The organism is Mucisphaera sp., from assembly GCF_965279675.1.
In the GTDB taxonomy this organism is placed as follows: Bacteria; Planctomycetota; Phycisphaerae; order Phycisphaerales; family Phycisphaeraceae; genus Mucisphaera.
Genome location: NZ_CBDIIJ010000002.1, coordinates 603,981 through 626,036, shown reverse-complemented (window position 1 = coordinate 626,036; position 22,056 = coordinate 603,981). Strand labels below are relative to the sequence as shown.

Below are 22,056 nucleotides of genomic sequence, written 5' to 3'. Positions count from 1 at the left end.
CTCGATTGCATCGTTAGCGGACCCCATCGCTGGGTCCGGCGGAAAGGCGGGTGTGATCGCCGTACTCGGCAGAGACGGCTTGTATTTCATCGGTTGTCAGGGGTGTCTGACCGAACGCGGAAAGGCTTGAAGAGCCTGCGTTTCGGGGCCGGCGGCGTCTCAGGCGTTCTGTGCGGGCGGCGGCAGACTGATCAGGTCTTCGCGGTCCGATAAGACCTGCGAGAGAGGCGTGGCCGACGAATCAAGATGAGCGATGTTCGCAGCCGGGATCGTACGGGCAGGGTAGGGCTCCTGTCCCGGGTTGGCGTGCGTCGCGTGGGCCCGTTGCAGGCTCAGTGGAAAAAAGCAGGCCAACTGCCGAGCATCGATCGAAGAACCACTGGCCACAGGCACCGCCACTGCCAGAGCGCACGGCGCCAGCAGGATCAGCGCAAGGATCCCGGAAACGGCCTGCGGGCTCGGATGGCTGGTGGATCGACTCACGCCTTCATTATGGGCACGGGCTGACCAGAGTTCCAGTCGGCCCTGTGTCGGTCGCGTCCAAAGCGGCTAAGATTCGCGTCCGCTTGGCTTTGGCCGGGACGGCTTTGCTTGAGATAAACAGTCTGATGGAAGGCAATCGGCGATGAACATTCACGAGTATCAGGCCCGGGAACTGCTCCAGAAGTACGGGGTCGCGGTGCCGCCAGCGGTCTTGGTCACCAATCCGATGGACGCCGCCAAGGCCTACGAGTCCCTGGCAGCCCGCCATGGCGCCGGCCTCTGCGTCGTCAAGGCCCAGGTCCACGCCGGCGGCAGGGGCAAGGGTGGCGGGGTCAAGCTCGTCCGCAGCGCCGATGAGGCCCGCAAAGCCGCCGCAACCATCCTCAGCAAGCCCCTCATCACCCCCCAGACCCCACCCGAGGGCGTCCCCGTAACCAAACTCCTGGTCGCAGCCGGCGTCGATATCGACAAGGAGTACTACCTCGCCATCGCTGTCGACCGCAAAAGCGGCACCCCCATGCTCATCGCCTCCTCCGAAGGCGGCATGGACATCGAGCAGGTCGCCGAGGAGAGCCCCGACGCCATCATCCGCGAGCCCATCAGCCCGATCGCCGGACTCGCTCCCTACCAGGCTCGCAAGATCGCCTACCGCCTCGGATTCAAGGGCCAGCAGGTCCGCATGGCCGGCAAGATCATGCACCAACTCTCCGAGCTGTTCCTCAAAAGCGACTGCTCCCTCGCCGAGATCAACCCGCTCGTCGTCACCAAAGCCACCGACGAGCACCCCGACGGCATGGTCTACGCCATCGATGCCAAGCTCAACTTCGACGAGAACGCCCTTATGCGGCAGGAAGAAATCAAAGGCTACGAAGACCCCGCCGAGGTCAACGCCGATGAGGCCCACGCCGCTCGCTTCGGCCTCTCCTACATCAAGCTCGATGGCACCATCGGCTGCCTGGTCAACGGCGCCGGCCTGGCCATGGCCACCATGGACATCATCAAGCTCCACGGCGGCGAGCCCGCCAACTTCCTCGACGTCGGCGGCTCGGCCTCCGAAGAAGCCGTCACCGAGGCCTTCCGCATCATCCTCAAAGACCCCAAGGTCAACGGCGTGCTCGTGAACATCTTCGGCGGCATCGCCAAGTGCGACACCATCGCCAAGGCCATCGTCGTCGCCGCCAAGGAAGTCGGCTTCAAGGTCCCCCTCGTCGTCCGCCTCGAAGGCACCAACGTCGAGCCGGCCCGCGAGATCCTCGAACAGGCCAAGGCCGACATCCCGACCATGCAGATCGGCGGCGACCTGACCGAAGCCGCCAAGAAGATCACCGAAGCCGTCGCGGCCTGAAGCCCCGCCCGACAAGATTTTTAAGAGATCTCAGGCCTTTTCGACAAAAAGCCTTGCGATCCGCTGCGCATCCGGCTAAATTAGGTCTTCATTGTCTTTTGTGTGCCTGTTGATCCGAATCGATGGTTCGTCTTCCTGAAGGGGCTCAGTGATGTTGAGAGGCTTGATCGCAATGGTTCTGGCAGGGGTTGCGGGTGCCGCCATGTGGGGAGGCATCGCCTACGCCACCGGCTACGAGGCCGCCATCATCGCCTGGCTCATCGGTCTGCTCGTTGGCGGGGTCACGGCCTACGCCGCTGGCGGTTCAGCCAACGCCGTCACCGGCCTGCTGGCCATGGTCGTCACGGCCATCTCCATCGCAGGCGGGAAATACGCGGTCGTCGAGATCTACCTCCAGGACGAACTCGCAACCATGGAAGCCAATGGCGGATTCATGGTCCAGATGTAAAAGGAAGCCTGGACCTACGCCAACGACGACGACTACATGATCACCGTGCTTGCCGCTGAGGTCGTCGAAGAATGCCGCGCCGAGGGAATCGAACTCGCCTGGCCAGGCGGGTCAGAACCCGAAGAGTTCGAGTCGCAGGCTGATTTCCCCGCAGGCGTCTGGGACGAAGCCTCAGCCCGATGGGAATACATGCCCGAGCCCGAACGCAAGCAAGCCCGGCAGGGCATCGTCGATCTTATGATGGTGTTTGCCAACATGCAGGCCGATGAACTCGAAGCCTCTGTCTTGCAGGAAGCACGAAGCATCGGCTTCTTCTCCACCTTCGGCGTCATGGACCTCCTCTTCTTCGGCCTCGCCGTCACCTCCGCCTTCAAACTCGGCTCCGGCATGGGCGGTGAAGTCACCTGATCCAACCCTGTGAAGCCACGCACCGACTCGCCTAGACTGCCGGCATGAAACACGAGCCCCTGCTAGCGGAACTGGATCGACTGCGCAAAGACCTCGACAAGGACCCGACGGACATCGAGTGGCTGACCCTTCACCACGCCTTCGTCTTCATCAGCTATCAGACCAGCGAGTTCGCCAAGTACGTCGCCGAAGCCTCCGAGCGCGGCGAGTTCGACGAATGGGAAGCCGAGAACGGATAGCCCCTTGCCTGCCGTCGTCACCACAGTGCCCGTCGCAGAGACAGACTCCGAGCTGGCCAGGCAAGGCACAGCCCTCTGCCTGCGCACCTGGCCCAGCAACCCGCCGCTCGACCCTACAGCCGAGTCCCAACGCGTCATCGCCGAGGGTGCCGCCTACGACGGCCCCGCGAAAAAACGGCCCATGCTCCACATGGTCATCGAGCAGGGCACCGTGATCGCCCTGGCCAGAACCTTCGAGCGCATCATCGGCACCCAGGCCGGCAAACTCTCCATCCTCGCGCTGTCAGGCGTCGTTGTCGAAGAAAACCGCAGGGGCCAGGGCCTAGGCAGGGCGGTGGTCCAGGCGGCCATGGAACGGGTCGACCATGACGTATTCAGCTTCAGCCTCTTCCAGACCGAGCATAAAAACCAGGGCTTCTACGAAGGCCTCGGGGCCATGGTCGTCAACAACCCGGTCATCAACTCACTGGCACAGCCAGGCGACCGCATGCCCAGCTTCAACCCTGGCGAACTCGCCGTCGTCTACCCCAACAAGCCCGGCTGGCCGAGCGGTACCATCGATCTGCTGGGTTCTGGCTACTGACCCATAGACGGGCTTAAGCCAGCTTCTTCTCCGCGGTCGTACCGTCCTTCGTCGTCTGCACGAGATACCCCATCGCCTGCAGCTCGGCACGCGCCGCATCCGCCGCCGCAAAGTCCTTGCTCGCCCGCGCCGCGTCGATGCTCTCGCAAAGCCGCCGGACCTCACCATCCCCCTCATCGCTGGCCGACGCCTCGCAAACGATCACCCCCAGCACCGCATCCATCGCTGCCAGCACCGCCGCTGCCTCCCCCGGATCCTCAGTGGGCTCTGCGATGAACTCGAACGCCGCCGCGAGAGCCCCCGCCAGATTCAGGTCATCCGCCAGCGCGTCCACGAACGGCTTGAGCCTCGGATGATCCACCGGTGCCGGCGTCGTCTCCGCCGTCAGCCCGAAACGCGTCGCCGCATCACGCAGCTTCCGGATCGCCGACGCCGATTCCTCCAGCCCCTTCAGCCGAAAGTCCGTGTTCTTCCGGTAGTGGCCACGCATCAGCTCCAGACGCACCACCGCCGGGTCGATCCCGCGATCCTCCGTCAGATCCCGGAGCGTGTAGAAGTTGCCCAGCGACTTCGACATCTTCTGCCCATCCACCAGCAGAAAACGCGTGTGAAGCCAGTAATTCGCAAACCGATCCCTGCCCGAAGCCCCACGCGACTGCGCAATCTCGCACTCGTGATGCGGGAAGATGTTGTCCTCGCCACCCGTGTGAATATCGATCGTCTCCCGGCGCAGCGTCGCCTTCGCCATCGCCGAACACTCAATATGCCAGCCCGGATACCCGGTGCCCCAGGGTGACGGCCACTTCATCAGGTGATGCGCATCCGGCTTCCACAGCAGAAAGTCAGCCGGGTGCTTCTTGGCCTGCTGATGCGTCTCTTCCACACGCCCGCCCGCACCGCCCCGCAACTGTTCCAGCGTGTTGCCCGACAGCTGCCCGTAATCCGGGAACGACTGGACATCAAAATAGACAGCGCCATCCTCAGCCGTATACGCGTGCCCTGTCTCGATCAGCTTTTGAATCATCGGGATCATCGAAGCCGTCACATGATCGGTCGCCCGCGGCCGCTGCTCCGCAGGGTCATCCGCGATCTTCAGCCGCAGGGTCTTCGCATCCTCTAAAAACGCCTGCTCGAAATACCGAGCCACCTGATAGGGATCGTTCGGATCCGCCACCTCCGCCCGCCCTTGCTTCTTCGAAGCCTTCAACCGCTGAGACGCCAGCGCCATCTTGTCCTCGCCGCCGCCATCGGCGTGCCGGTCATCGGTCATGTGCCCGACATCCGTGATGTTCATCACCTGCCGGACCTCATACCCGAACAGCTCCAGCGACCGTCTCAGCAGATCCGCAAACAGAAACGCCCGGAAATTACCAATCTGCGCATAGTCGTAGACCGTCGGCCCGCAGTTGTACATCGTGACCCTGCCGGGCTCGATCGGCTCGAACGTCTCAAGACGATGGGTCAGCGTGTTGTAGAACTGCGGCTGAATCATGCCAGAGAGTGTACCGGGACCGATGCCAAAAACGATGCCGCCAGGGCTCACAACCGGTTGGTCGGATGAGGCCTAGGCGCTGTCCTGAATCGGTGCGTCATCCGTCAGCTTCTCGACCCGGACCCGCACCACCCGGGTTTTCTCCGCCTCGGTCACCGTGTAGCGGACGCCCTCGTAATCGAATCGGTCGTTCGTCTGCGGGATGCGTCCGAACTGACTCAGCACAAAACCGCCCAGCGTGTCAAAGTCGTCATCCTCAGGAAGTTCGAGCTCGAGTTCGTCATTGACCTCATCGATCGAAACACGCGCATCCACATCGGCCGTGTGCTCGTTGACCGGATAGATCGTCGGATCGGGCTCCGCGTCTTCCTCGTACTCGTCCCGGATCTCACCCACAATCTCTTCGAGAATGTCCTCGATCGTGACAAGACCCGCCGTCCCGCCGTACTCATCCAGAACGATCGCCATGTGCTGATTGTTCTTCTGGAACTCGTTCAGCAGGTCCGCTACCGACTTGCTCTCAGGCACGAGATACGGCTCCCGGATGATCTTGCGCAGGTTGAAATCCTCGCCGTCGCCAAGGAACTGAATGAGATCACGCGCATAGAGCAGCCCGATGATCTTGTCCAGATTCTCCTCATACACCGGAATCCGCGAGTAACCGATGTCGCCGATCGCATCCCGCACATCGGTCAGGCTGGAAGCATCGGTCGAATCAATACCCTTGACATCCGTGCGTGGCGTCATGATCTCTTCCGCCGTCGTATTCGGCAGATCAAACACCGCTTCGAGCATGTTCTTCTGACGCTCATCAACCGTATCCGCATGCTCGTGGTCCTCAACCACCGACAGCACATCCTCCGACAGCGTGTCATCGGTCTGATTCAGGTCCACCCCCGACACCCGCCGGACAAGCGGGTCCAACGCATGCAGCGACCGCAGGATCGGAGCCAGCGGCAGATACACCGCGTTGAGCAAAGGCAGCGAAGCACTGATCAATCCCTCAGGTGTGTACCGCCCCCAACTCGTGCCGATCGCAATCGAAAAAATCGACAGAATCGAAGCCGACACCACAAACGCAAGCGTAAAGGCAACCCAGCCATCGTACGCGTACTCAAGCAGATCCAGCACCGCCAGCAGCACCAGCAGACTGAAACCCGTCCGCAGCAGACCCGTCATCACCTGCAGCTTCGGAAGCCGACGCACCAGCGTCTTCATGGCCGCCTGACGACCCTGCTCCTCAAGCTTCTCCTCAAGCCGCCGACGCGAGAAGGTCTTCAACGCCACGTTGCACGCCGACACGTACGTCGCGAGCAGCGTGGCCAGAATCATGATGCCGATCGACAGTTGCAAGTTCAGTATCTCTCGTCCGCGAGCATTCTTCGCTACGCGTGGTGATCTCGATCGTAAACAGCCCCCACACCGATCGCCGTGAGAATCCGGTCTTCCTCAGCGTGCATCCGCTGAGCCTCGTCCGGGTCATGGTCGTCGTAGTCAGCCAGGTGCAAAAGACCGTGCACGGCATACAGGAGCAACTCCTTCTCAACACCGTGCCCTAGCTCCCCCGCCTGCCGCTCGGCTTCATCCACGCAGATCACCAGCTCGCCCTCGATCGGCTGTCCCGTGTCTTCACGCAGATCAAAGGTCAGCACGTCCGTGGTCGAAGGGTCCTGCAAATACTGGTCGTGCAGGGCGCTCATCTTCTCATCGCCGACGAGCACCACACTCAGACTCTCAATCTCAGGCCCGATCTCGTCCCCAGCCGCCCTGATCTGCCGGCCGAGCCACTCGGCATGCGCTGACGCAGCCCCGTGCTCGCACGCCAGAGCCAGCCAGTCCGACGACGACGCGCCCGCCCCCGACGGACTGGAAGAGGTAGAAGACGGGTCGGGATCGTCTTCGGCCTGCGGGGTCGCTTCGGCCTTCAGAGCGGGTGGGTCTGGAACGGACTGGGTCATATGAACAGTGTACCGCAGGGGGGCAATCGAGCCAGCACTAGTCGTTCCGGCTGGGCAGGGTGCAGTCTTTGGATTTGACCAGAGTCACGCAGTTGCCCCGATCGTTGTAGGTCACCTCAGTCATGTAGGCCGCCATCAGCATCACACCCCGACCACACGGCCGCTCCAGGTTCTCGTCAAGCGTTGGGTCCGGGACACCGCCCGGGTCGAATCCCGGCCCCTCATCGCAGATCGTCACCCGGATCTGCTCCTCGCTGATGGCGTAATCGATCGTCACCTGCTTACTCGGGTCCGACCCATTCCCATGCCGAATGGCATTCGTCACCGCCTCATCGAGACAGAGCTTCAGGGCAAAAAGAGCCTTCTCCGAGTAATGAAACGGCCCTGCCGCGCTGAGAATCCGGTCCTGGACACCGGCAACCTCAGACAGCCGACTGGGAATTTTGATCTGATCGGACATGGGCTCGACCTCACCACGCATCGTAGCCCGGCCTCCGTGGACAACGGCTTACTTGAAGCTGGCGATCGCTTTGTCAGTGCTGTCGTGGATCTGGAACAGCTTGTTCAGCTTGGTAATCACAAACACCTCGTAGATCTGCGGATCGATATTCGCCAGCCGCAGCTGACCGGCCTTCTTCCGGATCTTGTTGTTGATCGTGATCAGCGTGCCAAGGGCTGCCGAGGAAAGATGCTCAACCCGCTCAAAGCTGATCAGAATCTTCGGGTTGGTCGACTTCTCGATCAGCAGCGAGATCTCCTCGCCAATCTGCTGAATGTTCGCCTCCTCGAGAATGTTCCGGTCGAGGAACTCGATCTTGGTGATGTCGTTCTGCTCGCTGATGACGAGTCTCGAGTCCTTGGTGGTCATCGACCGCTCTCCTGGATAGGCCAGTCTTGTATCGAGCGCGACGTTAGCTGGCCCTGAATCGGGTGTCAAGCATTCTAAGGCCAGTCACGACGATGGGTTGGATCATGAAAATTGATGCGCCCGACAGCCACGACCACGCACCGCTTGGCGTACACTAGTGGGAGGCTTGCCTGAAGGGTTCTAAGCATCATGAAAGCCCCTTATTACCTCCTCGTTGTCCTCGCGGTGCTCCTCTGCACCGTCGCGATCGGCTATCGATTGATGGTGCCTGTCGATACGGCCGAAACAGCCCCCGATCAGCAACTGAGCCTGACAAATGACACCAGCCTGAAACCAGCGCCCAACGAGACCCAGCCCGCAACCGCTACAACCCCGCCACCCAGACGCGGGCCTCTCATCCCCGTCGAGTCGCAGGCCGGCGGCGAGCAAACCGAAGACCGCCCGGATCCAGCCGAACGCTCCTCCCGTCCGCTCATCATCACCCCCGTCACCACGGACCCCGCCGAGGAGTCGGCCACTACCGAAGACGCCTCCCCGACCGATACCGAACCCGCCTCTGAAACCGCCACCAACGGTCCCGACCAAGCCACGCCAGCCCAACGCGCCGCCACCAACCCCGACCGCGAACCCACTCGCGTCCTCCGCCTGCGGGAACAGGCCGCCGAACCCGGACCACGCACCTACACCGTCCAGGAAGGCGATACCTTCTCCACGATCTCCGAACGCGTCTACGGCGAGAGCCGGCACTGGGTACTCATCGCCAGAGCCAATCCCACCGTCGACCCGATCCGCCTGCCCATCGGACAAGCCATCCTCCTGCCCGAGCTCGACGAAGACGGCGAACCGATCCTCACCGAAGACGAAGAAGGCCTCCGGGCACCCGAACCCGTGCAGCGCCACGTCATCCGTCCAGGCGAAAGCCTCTCCTCCATCTCCGTCCGCTACTACGGCACCGCCTCGCAGTGGCGCACCATCTTCAACGCCAATCGCGGGTCCATCGGCTCCGACCCCAACGCCATCCGCGCCGGCATGTCCATCGTCATCCCATCCGTCCCCGTCCGAGAGCGGGACAGCGAGTGAATCGGCGGCTGGCACATGGCTGAAACACTGCCTGTCGATGTCCTCATCTTCGGCGGGGGGGTGGCAGGTCTCTGGACGCTGGCCACCCTCCGCGATCACGGGGTCGCTGCCCTGCTCGTCGAATCAAACCGGCTCGGCGAAGGCCAGACCGTCAGCGCCCAGGGCATCCTCCACGGCGGCATCAAATACACCCTCTCCGGCGCGATGAACGACTCCGCACGAGCACACCGCGACGCGCCCGCCCTCTGGCACCGATCGCTCCGCGCCGAAGCACAGCCCTCGCTCGCGCAGACAACCGTCCTCACCGAGCACTGTTACCTCTGGCGAACCAGCGCCCTCAGTTCGATCGCCGGCATGGTCGGTGCCCGCGCCGGACTCGCAACCAAACCAATCAAGCTCGCCCCGGGCGAACGCCCCCGAGTCCTCTCGCAGTGCCCTGGCGAAGTCTTCCGCGTTGACGAATGGGTCATCGATCCGGTCTCGATGGTCGCCAACCTCAGCCAGCCGCACGCCGGCGCCATCATCCGCGCCAAAGGGCTACCGCAAGTCGCGATGGATGGCGAGCACATCACGCGCGTCGAACTCACCGACCCGGCAGGACATCATTTAGCCATCCAGCCCCGCCACATCCTGCTGACCGCCGGCCGTGGCAACGCCAGCCTCCGCCAGGCCATGGGCCTCGCCAACGAGGTCACCCAGAAACGCCCGCTCCACATGCTCATGATGCGTGGCGATCTCCCCGACCTCTACGGCCACTGCGTCGACGGCGCCCACACACGGGCCACCATCACCTCCGGCAAGGCCCGCGACGGCCAGACCGTCTGGCAGGTTGGCGGGCAGGTCTCGGAAGACGGCGTCGACATGGATATCAACCAGCTCCTCACACACGGCAAACGCGAGATCGAAGCCGTCCTCCCCGGCATCGACCTGTCGGATATCACATGGAGCGCCTACCGCGTCGACCGCGCAGAAGCCTCCAACCGCTTCGGCCGCAAGCCCGATTCATCCACCCTCCGCCGCGACGGCAACGTCCTCACCGCCTTCCCCACGAAACTGGTCCTCGCCCCCTACCTCGCCGCGATGGTGCTCGAAGCCATCGATCCAACCGACAACGACAAACAACGCTCCGCCGACATGCAGGCCGAACTGGCCTCTGCGCTGGCCGACTGGCAACGACCTGACGTCGCTTGCGCCCCCTGGGATGAGGACGTGCCATGGACCCGGCTCTAACACGCAGACCGCTTGGCAGCACCGGGCTCGAAGTCACACCCGTCGGCTTCGGCGCCTTCAAGATCGGCCGCAACCAGAGCATCAAATACCAGCACGGCTACGCCCTCCCAACCGAAGAAGCCTCCGCCACACTCTTAAGCAGCGTGCTCGACCTGGGCATCAACCACATCGACACCGCGCCCGCCTATGGCCTCAGCGAAGAACGCATCGGCCGCGCGCTCCAGCACCGCCGCGACGAGTTCATACTCTCGACCAAGGTCGGCGAGAATTTCGAAGCCGGCCAATCCACTTACGACTTTTCATACAATGCCGTCACCGCCTCCGTCGAGCGCAGCCTCCAACGCCTCAAGACAGACCGGCTCGACCTCGTCCTCATCCACTCCGACGGCCGCGACCGTGAGATCCTCGAATCATCAGGCGCACCCAAAGCACTCGACGACCTGAAGCAGCGTGGCGACGTGCACGCCGTCGGCCTCTCCGGAAAAACCATCGAAGGCTTCGAACGCGCGATGGATTGGGCAGACGTGCTAATGGTCGAGTACCACGCCGACGACCCATCCATGAGTGACGTCATCCAGCAGGCCCACGATCGCGGCCTCGGCGTCCTCATTAAAAAAGGACTGGCCTCAGGACGTCTCGACCCGGCCTCAGCCATCCGATTCATCCTGCAGCACCCAGCCGTCGACTCACTCACTCTCGGATCACTGAAGATCGAGCACCTCCGGGATAACCTGCAGATCGCTCAGGACGCCCGTGTCAAGAGGGGAAGACCCTGAGGATTGTCACCACGCGCCGCCGCGTTCTGTTTTCTTTCTGTGATATTCAGGCGGCGCACGCCCGTTGGGCGATATAATGCACGCACAAGTGAAGACGACTTGGAGATTGCTGGGGTCGAACTCGTTTCAGACCCACATGCCTCGAACCCTTAAGAACCCCATGGGGGCAGGATCGGGCGCGACGGCCAGGCCGCCTCCGAGCGGAAGGCCCGGATGATCCGGCGACGCTCCCCCTTTGCATCTGGGGTTCGAGCATCGGTCTGGACGACCCCCGCATTCTCTACGCCGTCTTCGCTTCTTCTTTTTTTTGTTTTTGCTTCAACAGCCACAACCGAGACAGATTCACAGCGTCCCGAGCTGACGATCGCCCGCGTCCCCCAGACCCGGCAGGATGTAACCCTGATCGTTGAGCTGCCGATCAAGAGACCCTGTAAAAATCGGAACCCCCGGGTGGCTCGCATGCACTGTCGCCACGCCCTCCGGTGCCGCGATCGCACTCAGCAGATGCAGATGCGTGAAGCCCTGACTCACCAGCAGATCCAAAGCCGCCACCGCCGTCCCGCCCGTCGCCAGCATCGGATCCACCACCAGCGTCAGCCAGTCGTCCTGAGCCGTCGGCAGCTTCTCGTAATACGGAACCGCCTCCAGCGACTGCTCATCCCGGTAAAAACCCAGACAACCCACCACCGCATCAGGCGTCAATCGCAGAATCGGATCCACCATCCCAAGACCCGCACGCAGGATCGGAGCAATCAGAACACGACGCTCAAGCGTGCTCGCCTCGGTCACTTCCAGCGGGGTCTGCACAGACATCATCCGCCTCGGCGCTCCACGCAGCGCCTCGACAGCCAGCAGCATCGTCAGCCGATGCATCGCCTCCCTAAACGTCGGCGGCTCGGTCCGGTGGTCACGCAGCTGCCTGATCGCATCATCAGCAATCGGGTGATCGAGAACGGTCAGTGACGGCGTGTCGTCAGGACTGGGTTGGGCATCGACCATGGTGGCTGCGTTTCCGTGATCGCTGAATCAGCGCATAAAAAAGGGCCGGGCGTACAAAATGGATCGTATGGAACGATAGCGGAATCATAAGTGGCTGCACGCACGGCCTGATCACAATGTCAAAACGTCTGCTTGTCGAGCCACTCCTTTCGCAAAGGTCCGATGCCCTCTGGACCTGTCTAAAGCCTGCCATCCACTCCCCCGGCCGTCAAACTTTTTTTGGCCCCTTCAGCGCCTCGTCACGCAGCCGCGCGAGGGTCTCCATGTTGTGCAGATCCCAGGGCCGCCCATCCTCCGCCTCGGCCTTAGGCGTTTCCAGAATCATCGGCAGCCCGCCCAGCACCGGATCGGCCAGCAGCACGCCAAACGCCTCCGGCGACACATGCCCATGCGCAATGTGCTCATGCCGATCCACCCGCTTCCCACGCTCTACCTTGGAATCATTCACGTGGATCACCTTCACCCGAGCCAGCGTCAGCACCCGCTCGATCTCATCGATCACTGATCGCATGCCCTCCCCCGAAGTCAGGTCGTAACCCGCTGCGATCAGATGCGCCGTATCCAGACAAACCGCCAGACGCTCGGCCTCCTCAACCCGGTCGATGATCTCCGCCAGATGCTCAAGCTTGTACCCGAGGTTCGTGCCCTGGCCCGCGGTCACTTCCAGACAGGTCACCGTCTCCGCATCGGGCAGCTGCCGATGCACACGATCAAGCCCGTCCGCGATCCGCTGCAGACCAACCTCCTCCCCATCCCCCAGGTGCGCCCCCGGATGCATCACGAGATGTGGAATACCCAGCGCATCACAGTTCTCGATCTCCTGAATCAGCAGCCCGATCGATTTCTCGACCGTCTCCTCTTTGTTCGAAGCCAGGTTGATCAGGTAGCTGTCATGACTCACCGTGCTTGTCAGCCCGGCGTCCGCCACCGCCTGCTTCCACGCCTCGATCGTCTCATCCGTCAGCGGCTTGGTCTTCCATTGCCGCTGATTCTTCGTGAAAACCTGCACGCACGACATGCCAAGCTCACGCGCCTGCTCAGCCGCCAGATGCATCCCGCCCGCTATGGAAAGATGGCTGCCAAAGTTCGTCTTCATGGTTGACTTCATTCGTTGGATGTCTCAATCGAAGGGACCCGGTAAAGCGTAGCCACCCCCAGATCCTCCACCACCGGCCAACCCGAAGTCAGCCGCCGAAGAAACGACGCGGTCACATCACCATCAAAACCATAGGTGCTGTGCAGCCGATCAAGCTCGCCCCAGTGCACCCACAGATGCGTGATCCCCTCAGCCCGCAACCGCTCATGCGTCCCCGCCAATACCCCATCAGCCTCACGAATCCAATCCCCCAGCCGAGATCGATCAAACGCCGAGTTATAAACAAACGGACGACTCAGATACAGCAGCCTCGAGTTGTCCGCGATCAGATACGTCCTGCTCTCAGGCGGCAGGTTGTTGATCGGATGCTCGGTAAAACCGGCACTTGCCAGCGACCCCACCAACAGCACCGGCGGCGCCGGCACCGCCTGCGCCTGCCCCTCTACCCGAATCGGCAACGTCTGCCGCCAAAACGCACCAAACCCGATCCCTGCCAGCACCAGCACCCACACACTCAGCACCCCCGCCGCCAGCCACCGCCTGCTCCCAAGCCATCCAACCAACGCCTCAACCGCCAGCCCCGCCAACAGCAACCCTGGCAGCAACGTCGGAATCAGAAACCGACTCTGCAGATGAGTCTTCGTTACCCAGAAGAAAATCTGCCAGCCAAGCATCGCGACCAGCGCAAACGCCAGCGGCCGTGTCGATCTGGCTCGCAAACCGAGAACCACCCCAGCCAGCGTCACCGGCCACAGCAACGGAAACCCGCCCTCGTGGGTGAAACGCGCGATGTTCCGCGTCTCGATCGCCACCGGCCGCCCACCAACCGCGCCATACCCCGTGTTCCGCAGCCACTGACGATCAAACGCGACAAGAATCGACTCATCCGTCGAACCGTCCAGATGGGCCCGATCCCACCGATCGATCTCCTCCCCCGTCCAGTGCCCAGACCCCAACACCGACGCCGCAAACGGAAACACAGGATTACCCGTCTGTAATCCGTTGCGCGCCAAATAAGGCGTCAGCACCACCGTCCCCGCCAACGTGATAGCCACCGCCACCCGCAGCGTTTGACGCACGGGTTGCTTCCCGCCCCCAGACCACACCTTGCATAAAGCAATCGCCACGATCGGAACAGCAAGCATCGGACCCGCCGTCAGCTTGCTCGCCGTCGCCAGCCCCAGCAAGAAGCCAATCAGCACCGCGTCCTCCAGCGACAACGCCCTCTCCCGAGTCACGCGATCCAACGCCACCGCCGCAAAAGCCAGCACAGCCATCTCGTTGTACGCCATCGACCCCGTGATCAGCGACCACGGCATCGCCAGAAAAGCCGCCGCCACCACCCAACCAGTCACAGCAGAACGACGCCTCGCCATCCGCCCGACCGCCAGCGCCGCCGCGACCGTGAACGAAGCATGAAGCAGCTGGCTCGTCTCGATCATCGCGATCGTGTCGCGACCGGCCAGCACATACAGCAGGCTGTACCCCGCCTCGATGAGACTTGGGAAGAAGCTGTAAACGTTGTGCTCGAACCCCTCCAGGCTGCTCGCCTCGGCCCACTCTCGTGGCAACTGAAGGTGATACGACAACACGTCGTAACCAAACGCCTCAATCCGCCACACCGACCCGGGCGGGCACGCCGCCGCCGTCAACAAGACACCAAGCGGTAAACCCACAAGTGCCACCGACCACATCGGCCCACGAAGCTCAACACCGGTCTCCCAGGGCCTCGCCCGGTAGATATGCCAGCAGCCCAGCAGCACCAGCGGGCCAACCAGCAGCCACACCACCCAGCCCGCCATCCCGATCGTGATGCTGTTGACCCAGTGCCCGAGAAAGATCGCACCAACCCCCACCACCGACGCTGTCAAAGCATCCGGATGACCTTTCCGATCTGGATCGAGCGCCCGCGCCCCCTCCACACCCAGCCCATAACCAGCGATCCAGATCAGCACCACCCAGAACCCACTCGTCAGCAACACCAGCAGATGCTGGATCGACGCCAGCACATCCACAGGCAGCAGGTTCTGCTGCGTCGCAATCCAGGCCGACAGGGCCGTGGTCCCCAATAGCGCCGCCACAGCCGTCGCGGGCTTCGTACCTGTTGCCTGATTGGGGGAAGTCACGCCGGACACCCACGCACTCTAACGAGCCCGCCGCTCAGCCGTGGACTCTAACGACAACGACCCCTCGGGCTCCGACACCCCCGCGCCCTCCCCAGGCACAGAGCCTCTCGCCGCATCGCCCTCGTCCAACTGAAACGCATCCTCCAGCATCTCGATCTGACTCAGCAGATTCACACGATCCGACGTTCCCAACCGCGAAACCGGCAGGTGCAGGATCTTGTTCAGCAGCCGCCTCGTGTGCTCCTCAAGAATCGTCTCCGCATCGTCCGCATGGCTGTTGAGACTCGCCTGAATCCGCTGCCGCGTCCGATCAAGCTCGGCCTGCGCCAGCTTGTGAATCCGCTGACGCAGCCGCCGAATCACCTGCCCAGCCTCCTGCCGAGCCAGGGTCTGCAGCAGCGCATCCGCCTCGCTCGCAATCAGCTTCTCGCAATCCGACACACTGTCCGCACGCTGCCCAAGCGTCTTCGCCGCCGCCGTCTGAAGCTGATCCACATTCGCCAGAAACACGTTCGGCAGATCCGCAACCGCAGGGTCCACGTCTCGCGGCACCGCCACATCCACAATCACCTGTGGACGCTGCCGCCGCTTCTGCATCGCCGCCTTGCACCGCTCGGGATCAAGCACCGGCTCACTCGAACCCGTCCCGCACAACACCACATCCGCAGCCGACAACGCCTCGTCAATCCGATCCCATGGCCACGCCTCCGCCGTCGGCCCCAGCGACTCAGCCAGCAGCCGCGCCCGCTCGGCCGACCGATTCGTAATCAGCACCCGCGCCGGCCGATCCGTCTCCAGACTCCGCAGCATCGCCTTGCACATATGCCCAGCACCCACGCTCAGGATCGTCTTCCCCGCCAGATGGTCGAACACCCCACGCACATGAGCCACCGCAATGCTCGCCACCGACACACGCCCCTCCCCAATCCCCGTCGACTGCCTCGCCATCTTGCCGACAGCCAGCGCCCGCTGAAACGCCGCATGCAGAATCGTCCCCGCCGTCCCCGCCTCCCTCGCGTCGTGATAAGCACAACGAACCTGACCCAGAATCTGAGGCTCACCCAGCACCATCGACTCGATCCCCGAAGCCACCCGCATCAGATGAGCAATCGCCTCACGCCCCTCAAGCCGCTGCCAGCCCTCAGGCTCGCGATCGGGCTCAAGCCACCGCGCAACCGCCTCAGCATCAAAACGGCCATGACCCACCCCATACACCTCCACCCGGTTGCAGGTCGAGATCAGCGCACACTCCTGCAAGCCCCCGGCCGCCCGAATTTCAGTCAGTGGCGACTCCGTCCGCGCGATCCGCCGCGCAATCCCCTCCCGCCGATCCACACCGGCCTGACGGTAATCAAGCGTCAGCACGCCAAGGCTCATGGCCGAGCCTCCCGCGACTGCTCCACTGGCACGACCGTCTCTTCAACGGGTTTCGGATCCGGCCACGACGTCACCAGTCCATGCACGCCCAGCAGCAACACCAGCCCCGTGATCGCCAGCCACGCCGCCCTCGGCCCGCGAAACAGACTCAAAGTCCGTACGTTCATCGCCAGCGCAAAAGCCAGCCACGAAGCCGTCGCCAAGACCACCTTAGGCGACAACCACCACTCCGAACCCAGCCGGCCAGGCGTATCAGCCACCACCACAACACCCGAAATCAAACCGATTGTCAGCGTCACAAAGCCAAGCGTCGTAAACCGAATCACCGCCGACTCCGTCCACTCCAGACTCGGCAGTCCCGGCTGCGGACTCGCCAGATCGTGACGCTTCACCGCCCGATACACGAACAGATACAACCCACCAAAAATCGCCGCCAGCACCGCGAAAAGCGTCCCCGCATACACCCCACCCAGGTGAACCACACGCCAGACATGCTCCAGCGAGTCCAACTTGAACGGCCGATACGTCCACGCCGAAGCACACAACGCCCACGCCAGCAGAAACGCCAGCACCGGCCAGATCACCAGCCCGATCCGACCCAGCCGCGGCTTCGATCGCAGATACAACTGCGACGCACCCAGCATCAAGCCGATCAACAACAAGCCATCCAGATGACTGTGAAGCGGCTGCCATCCCTCCGCATCGAGCCAGCGCATCAGCACCAACAGCCCGATCAGCACCACCGTCAACCACCCGAACAACCGACTCGGCGTCCGCTCAACCGGCCGGAAGTAGTGACGCAACTCCACCGCCCACGTCACGAGCGCCAGAAGCGTCAACCCAATCAGACCAGGCGTCATCAACACCTCACTCACGATGCACCCTCCCCACGATGAGCCTCAAACGCCCGCTCGATCAACCGATCGTGATGAGCTGCCAGAGCCGCCAACCCCTCCTGAGCCGCCGCCTGCGCCGCATCATCCACCAGGGACCGCAGCAAAGCCTGCCGACCCGGCCCCGCAGGTAACTCCTTCTGAATCATCTCTCGCCGCCTCGCCGCCTCACTCAGCAGCCCGATCCAGTGATCCTCGATCGACGACACCGCCTGCTCCGCCAGCACCGTCGCCGCAGACGCCGAAGCACCCCCCGTGCTCACAGCCAGCGTCACCGGACCTCGGCTCCGCGTCGCCAGAAACCGCAGGTCCCCGGCATCCGCGTCGTCCGCCCGATTCGTCGGAATACCCAGCTGCCTCGCCCGCTCGGCCAGACGCTGATTGAACCCGGGGTCGTTCGTCGCCAGCACCAGCAGTTGCCGGTTCGGCAGGTCCGTCGGGCTCGCCTGCCGCCGATGGAACACACACCCCGTCGGGATGTCCGTAGCCCCAGCCTCCGGGGCAATCAGCGTCACAGCCGCCCCGTGCTCGATCAGCGTCCGGGCCCGGCGCAGCCCGGTCGCACCGGCACCGACGACCAGACAATTCAGACCCCGGATGTCCCACTCGCAGATCAAGGCAGGCATCACGCTAGTGTAGCTCAGTCCATGACCGAAGTAGGGCTCCCACCAACCCCCTATTCAATCTTGAACCGGCTCACAAGCTCCAGAAGCTGCTCGGAACGGGTCGAAAGCTGGGTCGCCGCCTCCGCCGGCTGGCTCGTGCCCTCGCTGGTCTGCTGGCACACCGCCGCGATCCCATCGATGTTCTGACTCACCTCACGGCTCGCCGAAGACTGCTGCTCCGCCGCCGCCGCGATCGACTGGATCATCATCGCCACCTCCTTCGCCGACGACACGATCGTCCGCAGGCTGTCGCCCGCCTGACTGACCGTCTGGCTCCCGGCCTCCACCTGCTCGGTGCCCTGATTCATCCGGGCAACCGCCTCACCGGTCTCGCTCTGGATCGCCGCGATCGACTGCGCGATCTCCTCCGTCGCCTTCGTGGTCCGATCCGCGAGCTTGCGAACCTCATCAGCCACCACCGCGAACCCGCGACCGTGCTCACCCGCACGGGCCGCCTCGATCGCCGCATTCAGCGCGAGCAGGTTGGTCTGGTCCGCGATGTCATTGATCACATTCACCACCTCACCGATCTGCTGACTCCGCTCACCCAGCGACGCAACACTCCTGGCCGACGTGCTTACCGCCTCGGAGATCTGAATCATCTGCTCGATACTCTGATCCACCACCTCCCCGCCCTTGGCCGCCGCACTGCCCGACGCTTCAGCGTTACGAGCCGCATCCACCGACTTCTCAGCGACCTCCGTCGCACTCGCCGACACCTCCTCCACAGCCGCGCTGATCCGCTCCACCTGACTCGATTGATCCTTCACACCCACCGCGATCTCATCGGACGAAGCCGCGATCTCCGTCGCACTCGCCGCCACCTCCGTGCTCGCACGACGTACGTTGCCGATCAGCTCCTGCAGCCGTTCCGCAAACGCATTGAACGTGCTCCCCAACACCCCGATCTCATCCTTCGATCGCACATCTACCCGCTGGGTCAGATCACCATCAGCGATCCGCGTGAAACCCCGCACCAGACCCGCGATCGGCAGTGCCAGGCTGTACCGCAGCACAAAGTAGATCAGGAGCGCCGCCCCAATCGCCATCGGAACTGTGAACAGCATACCGGACCCAATAAACCCGGCCACCTGCTCATCCACCGGCGCCATCGGCATCACCACATGGAAGGCACCATGCATGTCGCCGACCTTCCAGTTCTCCATCGTAAACCCAAGCGGGACCTTCCCATCCCCCGTCTTCGACGTCGCCGGGTCGCCGTGACAAGTCATACAGTCCCGCGTCAGCCTGATCGCACGCAGGTAGTGCAACTGATTCGTCGCCTCATCGATGCGATAGATCGCCTCCTGCCCCTCCGCCGCAAACCCGCTCTCCAGATCCGCAAAGATCTCGTACTCAAACGTACCGGGGTCCGGCTGGTTCTCAGGATTCCGCGCCTCGAAAGCCGTCACCCGGAACTCGATCCCCTCCTTGCTCGCAGCCTCCTCAGCCGCCTTCCACCCCGCCACCACCGGAATCGTGTTGAACACCTTGGTCTCCGTGTACGACTTGCCCGCCGCGATGTCCGCTTCCAACTCGGCCCGCAACGCCTCACGATCGAACGCCCCCTCCGCCGCCATCACCGACGTGTGATTCTTCGCCGCATCCGCCACCGCCGTAAAGGCAGCCGCCTTCTCAACCATCGCCTGCTGAGCCGAAGCCTGGTACTTCACCGCGACCAACGCGTAGTTCACCGCAACCACGGTCAACAAAATGGCCACGGTCATCGCGAGAATGCGAACGCTCAGCTTGAGATCACGAAACCATTGAAGCATCGATGGGACTCCCTGAGAGACTCGGAGGACCGCCAAAGAGGCGGCCAATCAGGGAGGAAGATCGTGCGATAAGCTAACCCGTATTCACCGGCAACCGGCAAAATACCGGTTTCCTTGCCTCCGGAGCAGGTCTGGCACATCTGCAACGTGCTGACTTGTTTGGATGCTTGCACGCCTGGAACGTTACGAACGTTCTTCGACGCGCGTAACGCCCCGCACACAAGGTCCTCAGTTGCCTCAATGGCTACTCATGAGCCACCCGTTGATGCAAGGCCTCACTCGGGCCCACAATGTCCAGACGCTGGTCCTGAATGTGCTTGGGCACCGGACCCTCATTGTGACGCCGGTCCTGAGCCGCCAGCTTGAAACGCTCAATCAGAGCATTCAGCTGCTCAGCCTTCATAGAGAGAAGCGTCACGGCCTCCGCAGCCTGCTTCGAGCCCTCAGCAGACTCAGAGATCACGGCCGTCATACAACTGATCGACTCCGTCACACTCTGGGACGCCGAGGCCTGTTCCTTGCTCGAAGTCGCAATCGATGACACGATCTGCTCCACCTCCCGCGAGCCGGAGGCAATGGCCGTCAGACTCCTGCCCGCGGTGCTCGCCCTCTCAACCCCCTGGTCAACCCGCTGGCTGCCCGTCTGCATCCGCTCCACAGCCTCACCAGTGCCCTGTTGAATGGCGTCGATCGACTGCGCAATCTCTTCGGTCGCCTTGGTGGTCCTGTCAGCAAGTTTTCGAACCTCGTCAGCCACCACCGCAAAACCTCGGCCATGCTCGCCGGCTCGAGCCGCCTCGATGGCCGCGTTCAGTGCCAGCAGATTGGTCTGATCAGCAATGTCATTGATGACCTCCACAATCTCACCAATCTGCTCGCTCCGTCTGCCAAGATCCTCAATACAACTTCCCGCCGATTTCACCGCTTCTGCGATCTCACGCATGTCCTCAATGGTCTGCTCAACCACCGAGACACCCTCCGATGCATTGGTGTCGGCCTGCTGAACCTTGGCGAGACCGTCCGACGCATGATCGGCCACCGCCGCCACGGAAACCGACATCTGCTCCGCCGCCGCCGAAATCTGCGTCACCTGCTTCTGCTGACCGAGCAGTCCCTGCGAGATCTCCTCCGATGAAGCCGCGATCTCCGTCGATGCCGCCGCAACCTCCTGAGAAGCACCCTGCACCGAGGCAACCAGATCGTGAATCTTCTGAACGAACTTGTTGAAGGACTTGCCAAGCCTGCCAAGCTCGTCGCCACGGTTCTCATCCACACGCTTGGTCAGATCGCCATCACCCTCCGCAATGTCTTCCAAGCGCTCAACCAGACCCAGGACCGGCCTGGCAAAGGTGTATCGCAGCAGCAAAGCCAGCGCAAGACATGCACCCACAAGCAACGGAACCGTAAACAGAAGCCCCCTCCCCACAAAGGCGTTCACATTCGCCTCCACCGGCTCCAGCGGCATCACCACGTGATAAGCACCATGCATGTCGCCGACCTGCCAGTCCTCCATGGCAAAACCCAGCGGGTCCTTCCCATCCCCCGTCCTCGACGTCGCCGGATCGCCATGGCAACTCATGCAGTCCTGCGTCAGCTCGATCGCCCGCAGGTAGTGCAGCGTGTTGGTCGCCTCATCGATCCGATGAATCGTCCGCTGATCCACCGATACATAACCCTCGGTCAGATCAGCCAGAAGCTCGTGCTCAAAACTACCCGCCGAAGGCTCATTGCTAGAGTTCCTCGCATTAAAAGCCTTCACATGGAACTCGATGTCCTCCTTGGCAGCAGCCTCCTGCGCCGCCTTCCACCCGGCAACCACTGGAATCGTGTTGAACGCCCGTGATTCTGAATAGTCCCCGCCCGATGCGAGATCACGCTGCAACTCTGCCGAAAGCTCTTCACGGTTGAAAACCTCCTGGTCAGACAGCAGCGAGGCATGATTCTTCGCCGCATCCGCCGCCGCCGTGAAAGCCGCCGCCTTCTCAACCAGGGCATCCTCCGCCGCATCACGGTAGCTCATCACAATGAGCAGGTAGTTGATCGCCAGAATGCTGACCATGATCGCCGTCGCCGCCGCGATGATCTTGAAGCTGAGACTGAGCCGTTTCATCATGCTGAGCATTGCCTGTCCCTGTGCGTAAACTGAGAACGAACCGTTCGACAGCACACGAATCGGTCCTCAGTTACGAGCGATGCAGTGGATGACGGCAACTTT

At 62.7% G+C, this 22,056-nt stretch carries 21 protein-coding genes and 1 pseudogene; 8 read left to right on the top strand and 14 right to left on the bottom strand.

Features of this window, described 5'->3' with window-relative positions; all coding sequences use genetic code 11:
* Positions 1-159 precede the first annotated feature (159 nt).
* Positions 160-483, bottom strand: a complete 324-nt coding sequence (locus ACQZAB_RS02780) for a hypothetical protein (protein WP_428386882.1) — start codon at positions 481-483, stop codon at positions 160-162.
* A 142-nt stretch (positions 484-625) separates the two neighbouring features.
* Here ACQZAB_RS02780 and sucC point away from each other — a divergent pair, with 142 nt between their 5' ends.
* The 5 genes from sucC to ACQZAB_RS02755 all read left to right on the top strand — a co-directional run bounded on the left by sucC (position 626) and on the right by ACQZAB_RS02755 (position 3,506).
* Complete coding sequence (gene sucC, locus ACQZAB_RS02775) at positions 626-1,828, top strand: ADP-forming succinate--CoA ligase subunit beta (RefSeq protein WP_428386881.1); 1,203 nt, start codon at positions 626-628, stop codon at positions 1,826-1,828.
* A gap of 151 nt (positions 1,829-1,979) precedes the next feature.
* On the top strand, positions 1,980-2,276 hold the full coding sequence (locus ACQZAB_RS02770) for a hypothetical protein (RefSeq protein WP_428386880.1): 297 nt from the start codon (positions 1,980-1,982) through the stop codon (positions 2,274-2,276).
* A 36-nt stretch (positions 2,277-2,312) separates the two neighbouring features.
* Positions 2,313-2,684 (top strand): hypothetical protein, encoded by a 372-nt coding sequence (locus ACQZAB_RS02765; protein WP_428386878.1) that lies wholly within the window; start codon positions 2,313-2,315, stop codon positions 2,682-2,684.
* Between the two features lie 44 nt (positions 2,685-2,728).
* Positions 2,729-2,923 (top strand): hypothetical protein, encoded by a 195-nt coding sequence (locus tag ACQZAB_RS02760; RefSeq protein ID WP_428386877.1) that lies wholly within the window; start codon positions 2,729-2,731, stop codon positions 2,921-2,923.
* 4 nt (positions 2,924-2,927) lie between these two features.
* Positions 2,928-3,506 (top strand): GNAT family N-acetyltransferase, encoded by a 579-nt coding sequence (locus ACQZAB_RS02755; RefSeq protein ID WP_428386875.1) that lies wholly within the window; start codon positions 2,928-2,930, stop codon positions 3,504-3,506.
* Positions 3,507-3,519: 13 nt separating this feature from the next.
* On the opposite strand, the gene cysS is transcribed toward ACQZAB_RS02755, so the two are convergent.
* The 5 genes from cysS to ACQZAB_RS02730 all read right to left on the bottom strand — a co-directional run bounded on the left by cysS (position 3,520) and on the right by ACQZAB_RS02730 (position 7,824).
* Positions 3,520-4,998 (bottom strand): cysteine--tRNA ligase, encoded by a 1,479-nt coding sequence (gene cysS / locus ACQZAB_RS02750; protein ID WP_428386874.1) that lies wholly within the window; start codon positions 4,996-4,998, stop codon positions 3,520-3,522.
* Between the two features lie 72 nt (positions 4,999-5,070).
* A complete protein-coding gene (locus tag ACQZAB_RS02745) occupies positions 5,071-6,351 on the bottom strand; it encodes a hemolysin family protein (RefSeq protein ID WP_428386872.1) in 1,281 nt (426 codons plus the stop codon).
* Positions 6,352-6,383: 32 nt separating this feature from the next.
* On the bottom strand, positions 6,384-6,956 hold the full coding sequence (gene ybeY / locus ACQZAB_RS02740; protein ID WP_428386871.1) for an rRNA maturation RNase YbeY: 573 nt from the start codon (positions 6,954-6,956) through the stop codon (positions 6,384-6,386).
* 37 nt (positions 6,957-6,993) lie between these two features.
* On the bottom strand, positions 6,994-7,437 hold the full coding sequence (locus ACQZAB_RS02735; RefSeq protein ID WP_428386869.1) for an ATP-binding protein: 444 nt from the start codon (positions 7,435-7,437) through the stop codon (positions 6,994-6,996).
* 27 nt (positions 7,438-7,464) lie between these two features.
* Entirely contained in the window at positions 7,465-7,824 is a 360-nt protein-coding gene (locus ACQZAB_RS02730; protein WP_428386867.1) for an STAS domain-containing protein, read from the bottom strand.
* A gap of 189 nt (positions 7,825-8,013) precedes the next feature.
* On the opposite strand from ACQZAB_RS02730, the gene ACQZAB_RS02725 reads away from it, so the two are divergent.
* The 3 genes from ACQZAB_RS02725 to ACQZAB_RS02715 are packed head-to-tail and all read left to right on the top strand — an operon-like array spanning position 8,014 to position 10,910.
* Positions 8,014-8,904, top strand: a complete 891-nt coding sequence (locus tag ACQZAB_RS02725; RefSeq protein ID WP_428386866.1) for a LysM peptidoglycan-binding domain-containing protein — start codon at positions 8,014-8,016, stop codon at positions 8,902-8,904.
* A gap of 15 nt (positions 8,905-8,919) precedes the next feature.
* Positions 8,920-10,134 carry an FAD-dependent oxidoreductase gene (locus ACQZAB_RS02720; RefSeq protein ID WP_428386865.1) on the top strand — a complete coding sequence of 405 codons (1,215 nt, stop codon included), beginning with the start codon at positions 8,920-8,922 and terminating at the stop codon, positions 10,132-10,134.
* The gene (locus tag ACQZAB_RS02715) at positions 10,119-10,910 is read left to right on the top strand and encodes an aldo/keto reductase (protein ID WP_428386863.1); all 792 of its coding nucleotides are present in this window, start codon (positions 10,119-10,121) and stop codon (positions 10,908-10,910) included. Before ACQZAB_RS02720 ends, ACQZAB_RS02715 begins: the two co-directional genes overlap by 16 nt.
* Before the next feature lie 342 nt (positions 10,911-11,252).
* Here ACQZAB_RS02715 and upp read toward each other — a convergent pair whose 3' ends face one another.
* The 8 genes and pseudogenes from upp to ACQZAB_RS02675 form a co-directional block, all read right to left on the bottom strand.
* Positions 11,253-11,909, bottom strand: a complete 657-nt coding sequence (gene upp / locus ACQZAB_RS02710) for a uracil phosphoribosyltransferase (protein ID WP_428386861.1) — start codon at positions 11,907-11,909, stop codon at positions 11,253-11,255.
* Between the two features lie 208 nt (positions 11,910-12,117).
* The gene (locus tag ACQZAB_RS02705; RefSeq protein WP_428386859.1) at positions 12,118-13,005 is read right to left on the bottom strand and encodes a deoxyribonuclease IV; all 888 of its coding nucleotides are present in this window, start codon (positions 13,003-13,005) and stop codon (positions 12,118-12,120) included.
* Between the two features lie 8 nt (positions 13,006-13,013).
* Positions 13,014-15,131 (bottom strand): hypothetical protein, encoded by a 2,118-nt coding sequence (locus tag ACQZAB_RS02700; RefSeq protein ID WP_428386858.1) that lies wholly within the window; start codon positions 15,129-15,131, stop codon positions 13,014-13,016.
* Positions 15,132-15,149: 18 nt separating this feature from the next.
* Entirely contained in the window at positions 15,150-16,508 is a 1,359-nt protein-coding gene (gene hemA, locus ACQZAB_RS02695) for a glutamyl-tRNA reductase (protein WP_428386857.1), read from the bottom strand.
* The gene (ccsA, locus tag ACQZAB_RS02690) at positions 16,505-17,383 is read right to left on the bottom strand and encodes a cytochrome c biogenesis protein CcsA (RefSeq protein WP_428386855.1); all 879 of its coding nucleotides are present in this window, start codon (positions 17,381-17,383) and stop codon (positions 16,505-16,507) included. Before ccsA ends, hemA begins: the two co-directional genes overlap by 4 nt.
* Entirely contained in the window at positions 17,380-18,027 is a 648-nt protein-coding gene (locus tag ACQZAB_RS02685) for a precorrin-2 dehydrogenase/sirohydrochlorin ferrochelatase family protein (protein WP_428386852.1), read from the bottom strand. The genes ccsA and ACQZAB_RS02685 overlap by 4 nt, the downstream gene beginning before the upstream one ends.
* Positions 18,028-18,077: 50 nt before the next feature.
* Positions 18,078-19,715, bottom strand: a pseudogene (locus ACQZAB_RS02680) (methyl-accepting chemotaxis protein); the annotation flags it as partial.
* A 370-nt stretch (positions 19,716-20,085) separates the two neighbouring features.
* Positions 20,086-21,951 carry a methyl-accepting chemotaxis protein gene (locus ACQZAB_RS02675; RefSeq protein ID WP_428386851.1) on the bottom strand — a complete coding sequence of 622 codons (1,866 nt, stop codon included), beginning with the start codon at positions 21,949-21,951 and terminating at the stop codon, positions 20,086-20,088.
* Positions 21,952-22,056: the final 105 nt, after the last annotated feature.

What these genes read in the sequence shown, in the direction of transcription:
- ACQZAB_RS02685 (WP_428386852.1), bottom strand. Translation starts at nt 18,027, where the DNA reads ATGCCTGCCTTGATCTGCGAGTGGGACATCCGGGGTCTGAATTGTCTG.
- ybeY (WP_428386871.1), bottom strand. Translation starts at nt 6,956, where the DNA reads ATGACCCAGTCCGTTCCAGACCCACCCGCTCTGAAGGCCGAAGCGACC.
- ACQZAB_RS02715 (WP_428386863.1), top strand. Translation starts at nt 10,119, where the DNA reads ATGGACCCGGCTCTAACACGCAGACCGCTTGGCAGCACCGGGCTCGAA.
- hemA (WP_428386857.1), bottom strand. Translation starts at nt 16,508, where the DNA reads ATGAGCCTTGGCGTGCTGACGCTTGATTACCGTCAGGCCGGTGTGGAT.
- ACQZAB_RS02705 (WP_428386859.1), bottom strand. Translation starts at nt 13,005, where the DNA reads ATGAAGACGAACTTTGGCAGCCATCTTTCCATAGCGGGCGGGATGCAT.
- ACQZAB_RS02735 (WP_428386869.1), bottom strand. Translation starts at nt 7,437, where the DNA reads ATGCGTGGTGAGGTCGAGCCCATGTCCGATCAGATCAAAATTCCCAGT.
- ACQZAB_RS02675 (WP_428386851.1), bottom strand. Translation starts at nt 21,951, where the DNA reads ATGAAACGGCTCAGTCTCAGCTTCAAGATCATCGCGGCGGCGACGGCG.
- cysS (WP_428386874.1), bottom strand. Translation starts at nt 4,998, where the DNA reads ATGATTCAGCCGCAGTTCTACAACACGCTGACCCATCGTCTTGAGACG.
- ACQZAB_RS02720 (WP_428386865.1), top strand. Translation starts at nt 8,920, where the DNA reads ATGGCTGAAACACTGCCTGTCGATGTCCTCATCTTCGGCGGGGGGGTG.
- ACQZAB_RS02765 (WP_428386878.1), top strand. Translation starts at nt 2,313, where the DNA reads ATGATCACCGTGCTTGCCGCTGAGGTCGTCGAAGAATGCCGCGCCGAG.
- sucC (WP_428386881.1), top strand. Translation starts at nt 626, where the DNA reads ATGAACATTCACGAGTATCAGGCCCGGGAACTGCTCCAGAAGTACGGG.
- ACQZAB_RS02730 (WP_428386867.1), bottom strand. Translation starts at nt 7,824, where the DNA reads ATGACCACCAAGGACTCGAGACTCGTCATCAGCGAGCAGAACGACATC.
- upp (WP_428386861.1), bottom strand. Translation starts at nt 11,909, where the DNA reads ATGGTCGATGCCCAACCCAGTCCTGACGACACGCCGTCACTGACCGTT.
- ACQZAB_RS02770 (WP_428386880.1), top strand. Translation starts at nt 1,980, where the DNA reads ATGTTGAGAGGCTTGATCGCAATGGTTCTGGCAGGGGTTGCGGGTGCC.
- ACQZAB_RS02725 (WP_428386866.1), top strand. Translation starts at nt 8,014, where the DNA reads ATGAAAGCCCCTTATTACCTCCTCGTTGTCCTCGCGGTGCTCCTCTGC.
- ACQZAB_RS02760 (WP_428386877.1), top strand. Translation starts at nt 2,729, where the DNA reads ATGAAACACGAGCCCCTGCTAGCGGAACTGGATCGACTGCGCAAAGAC.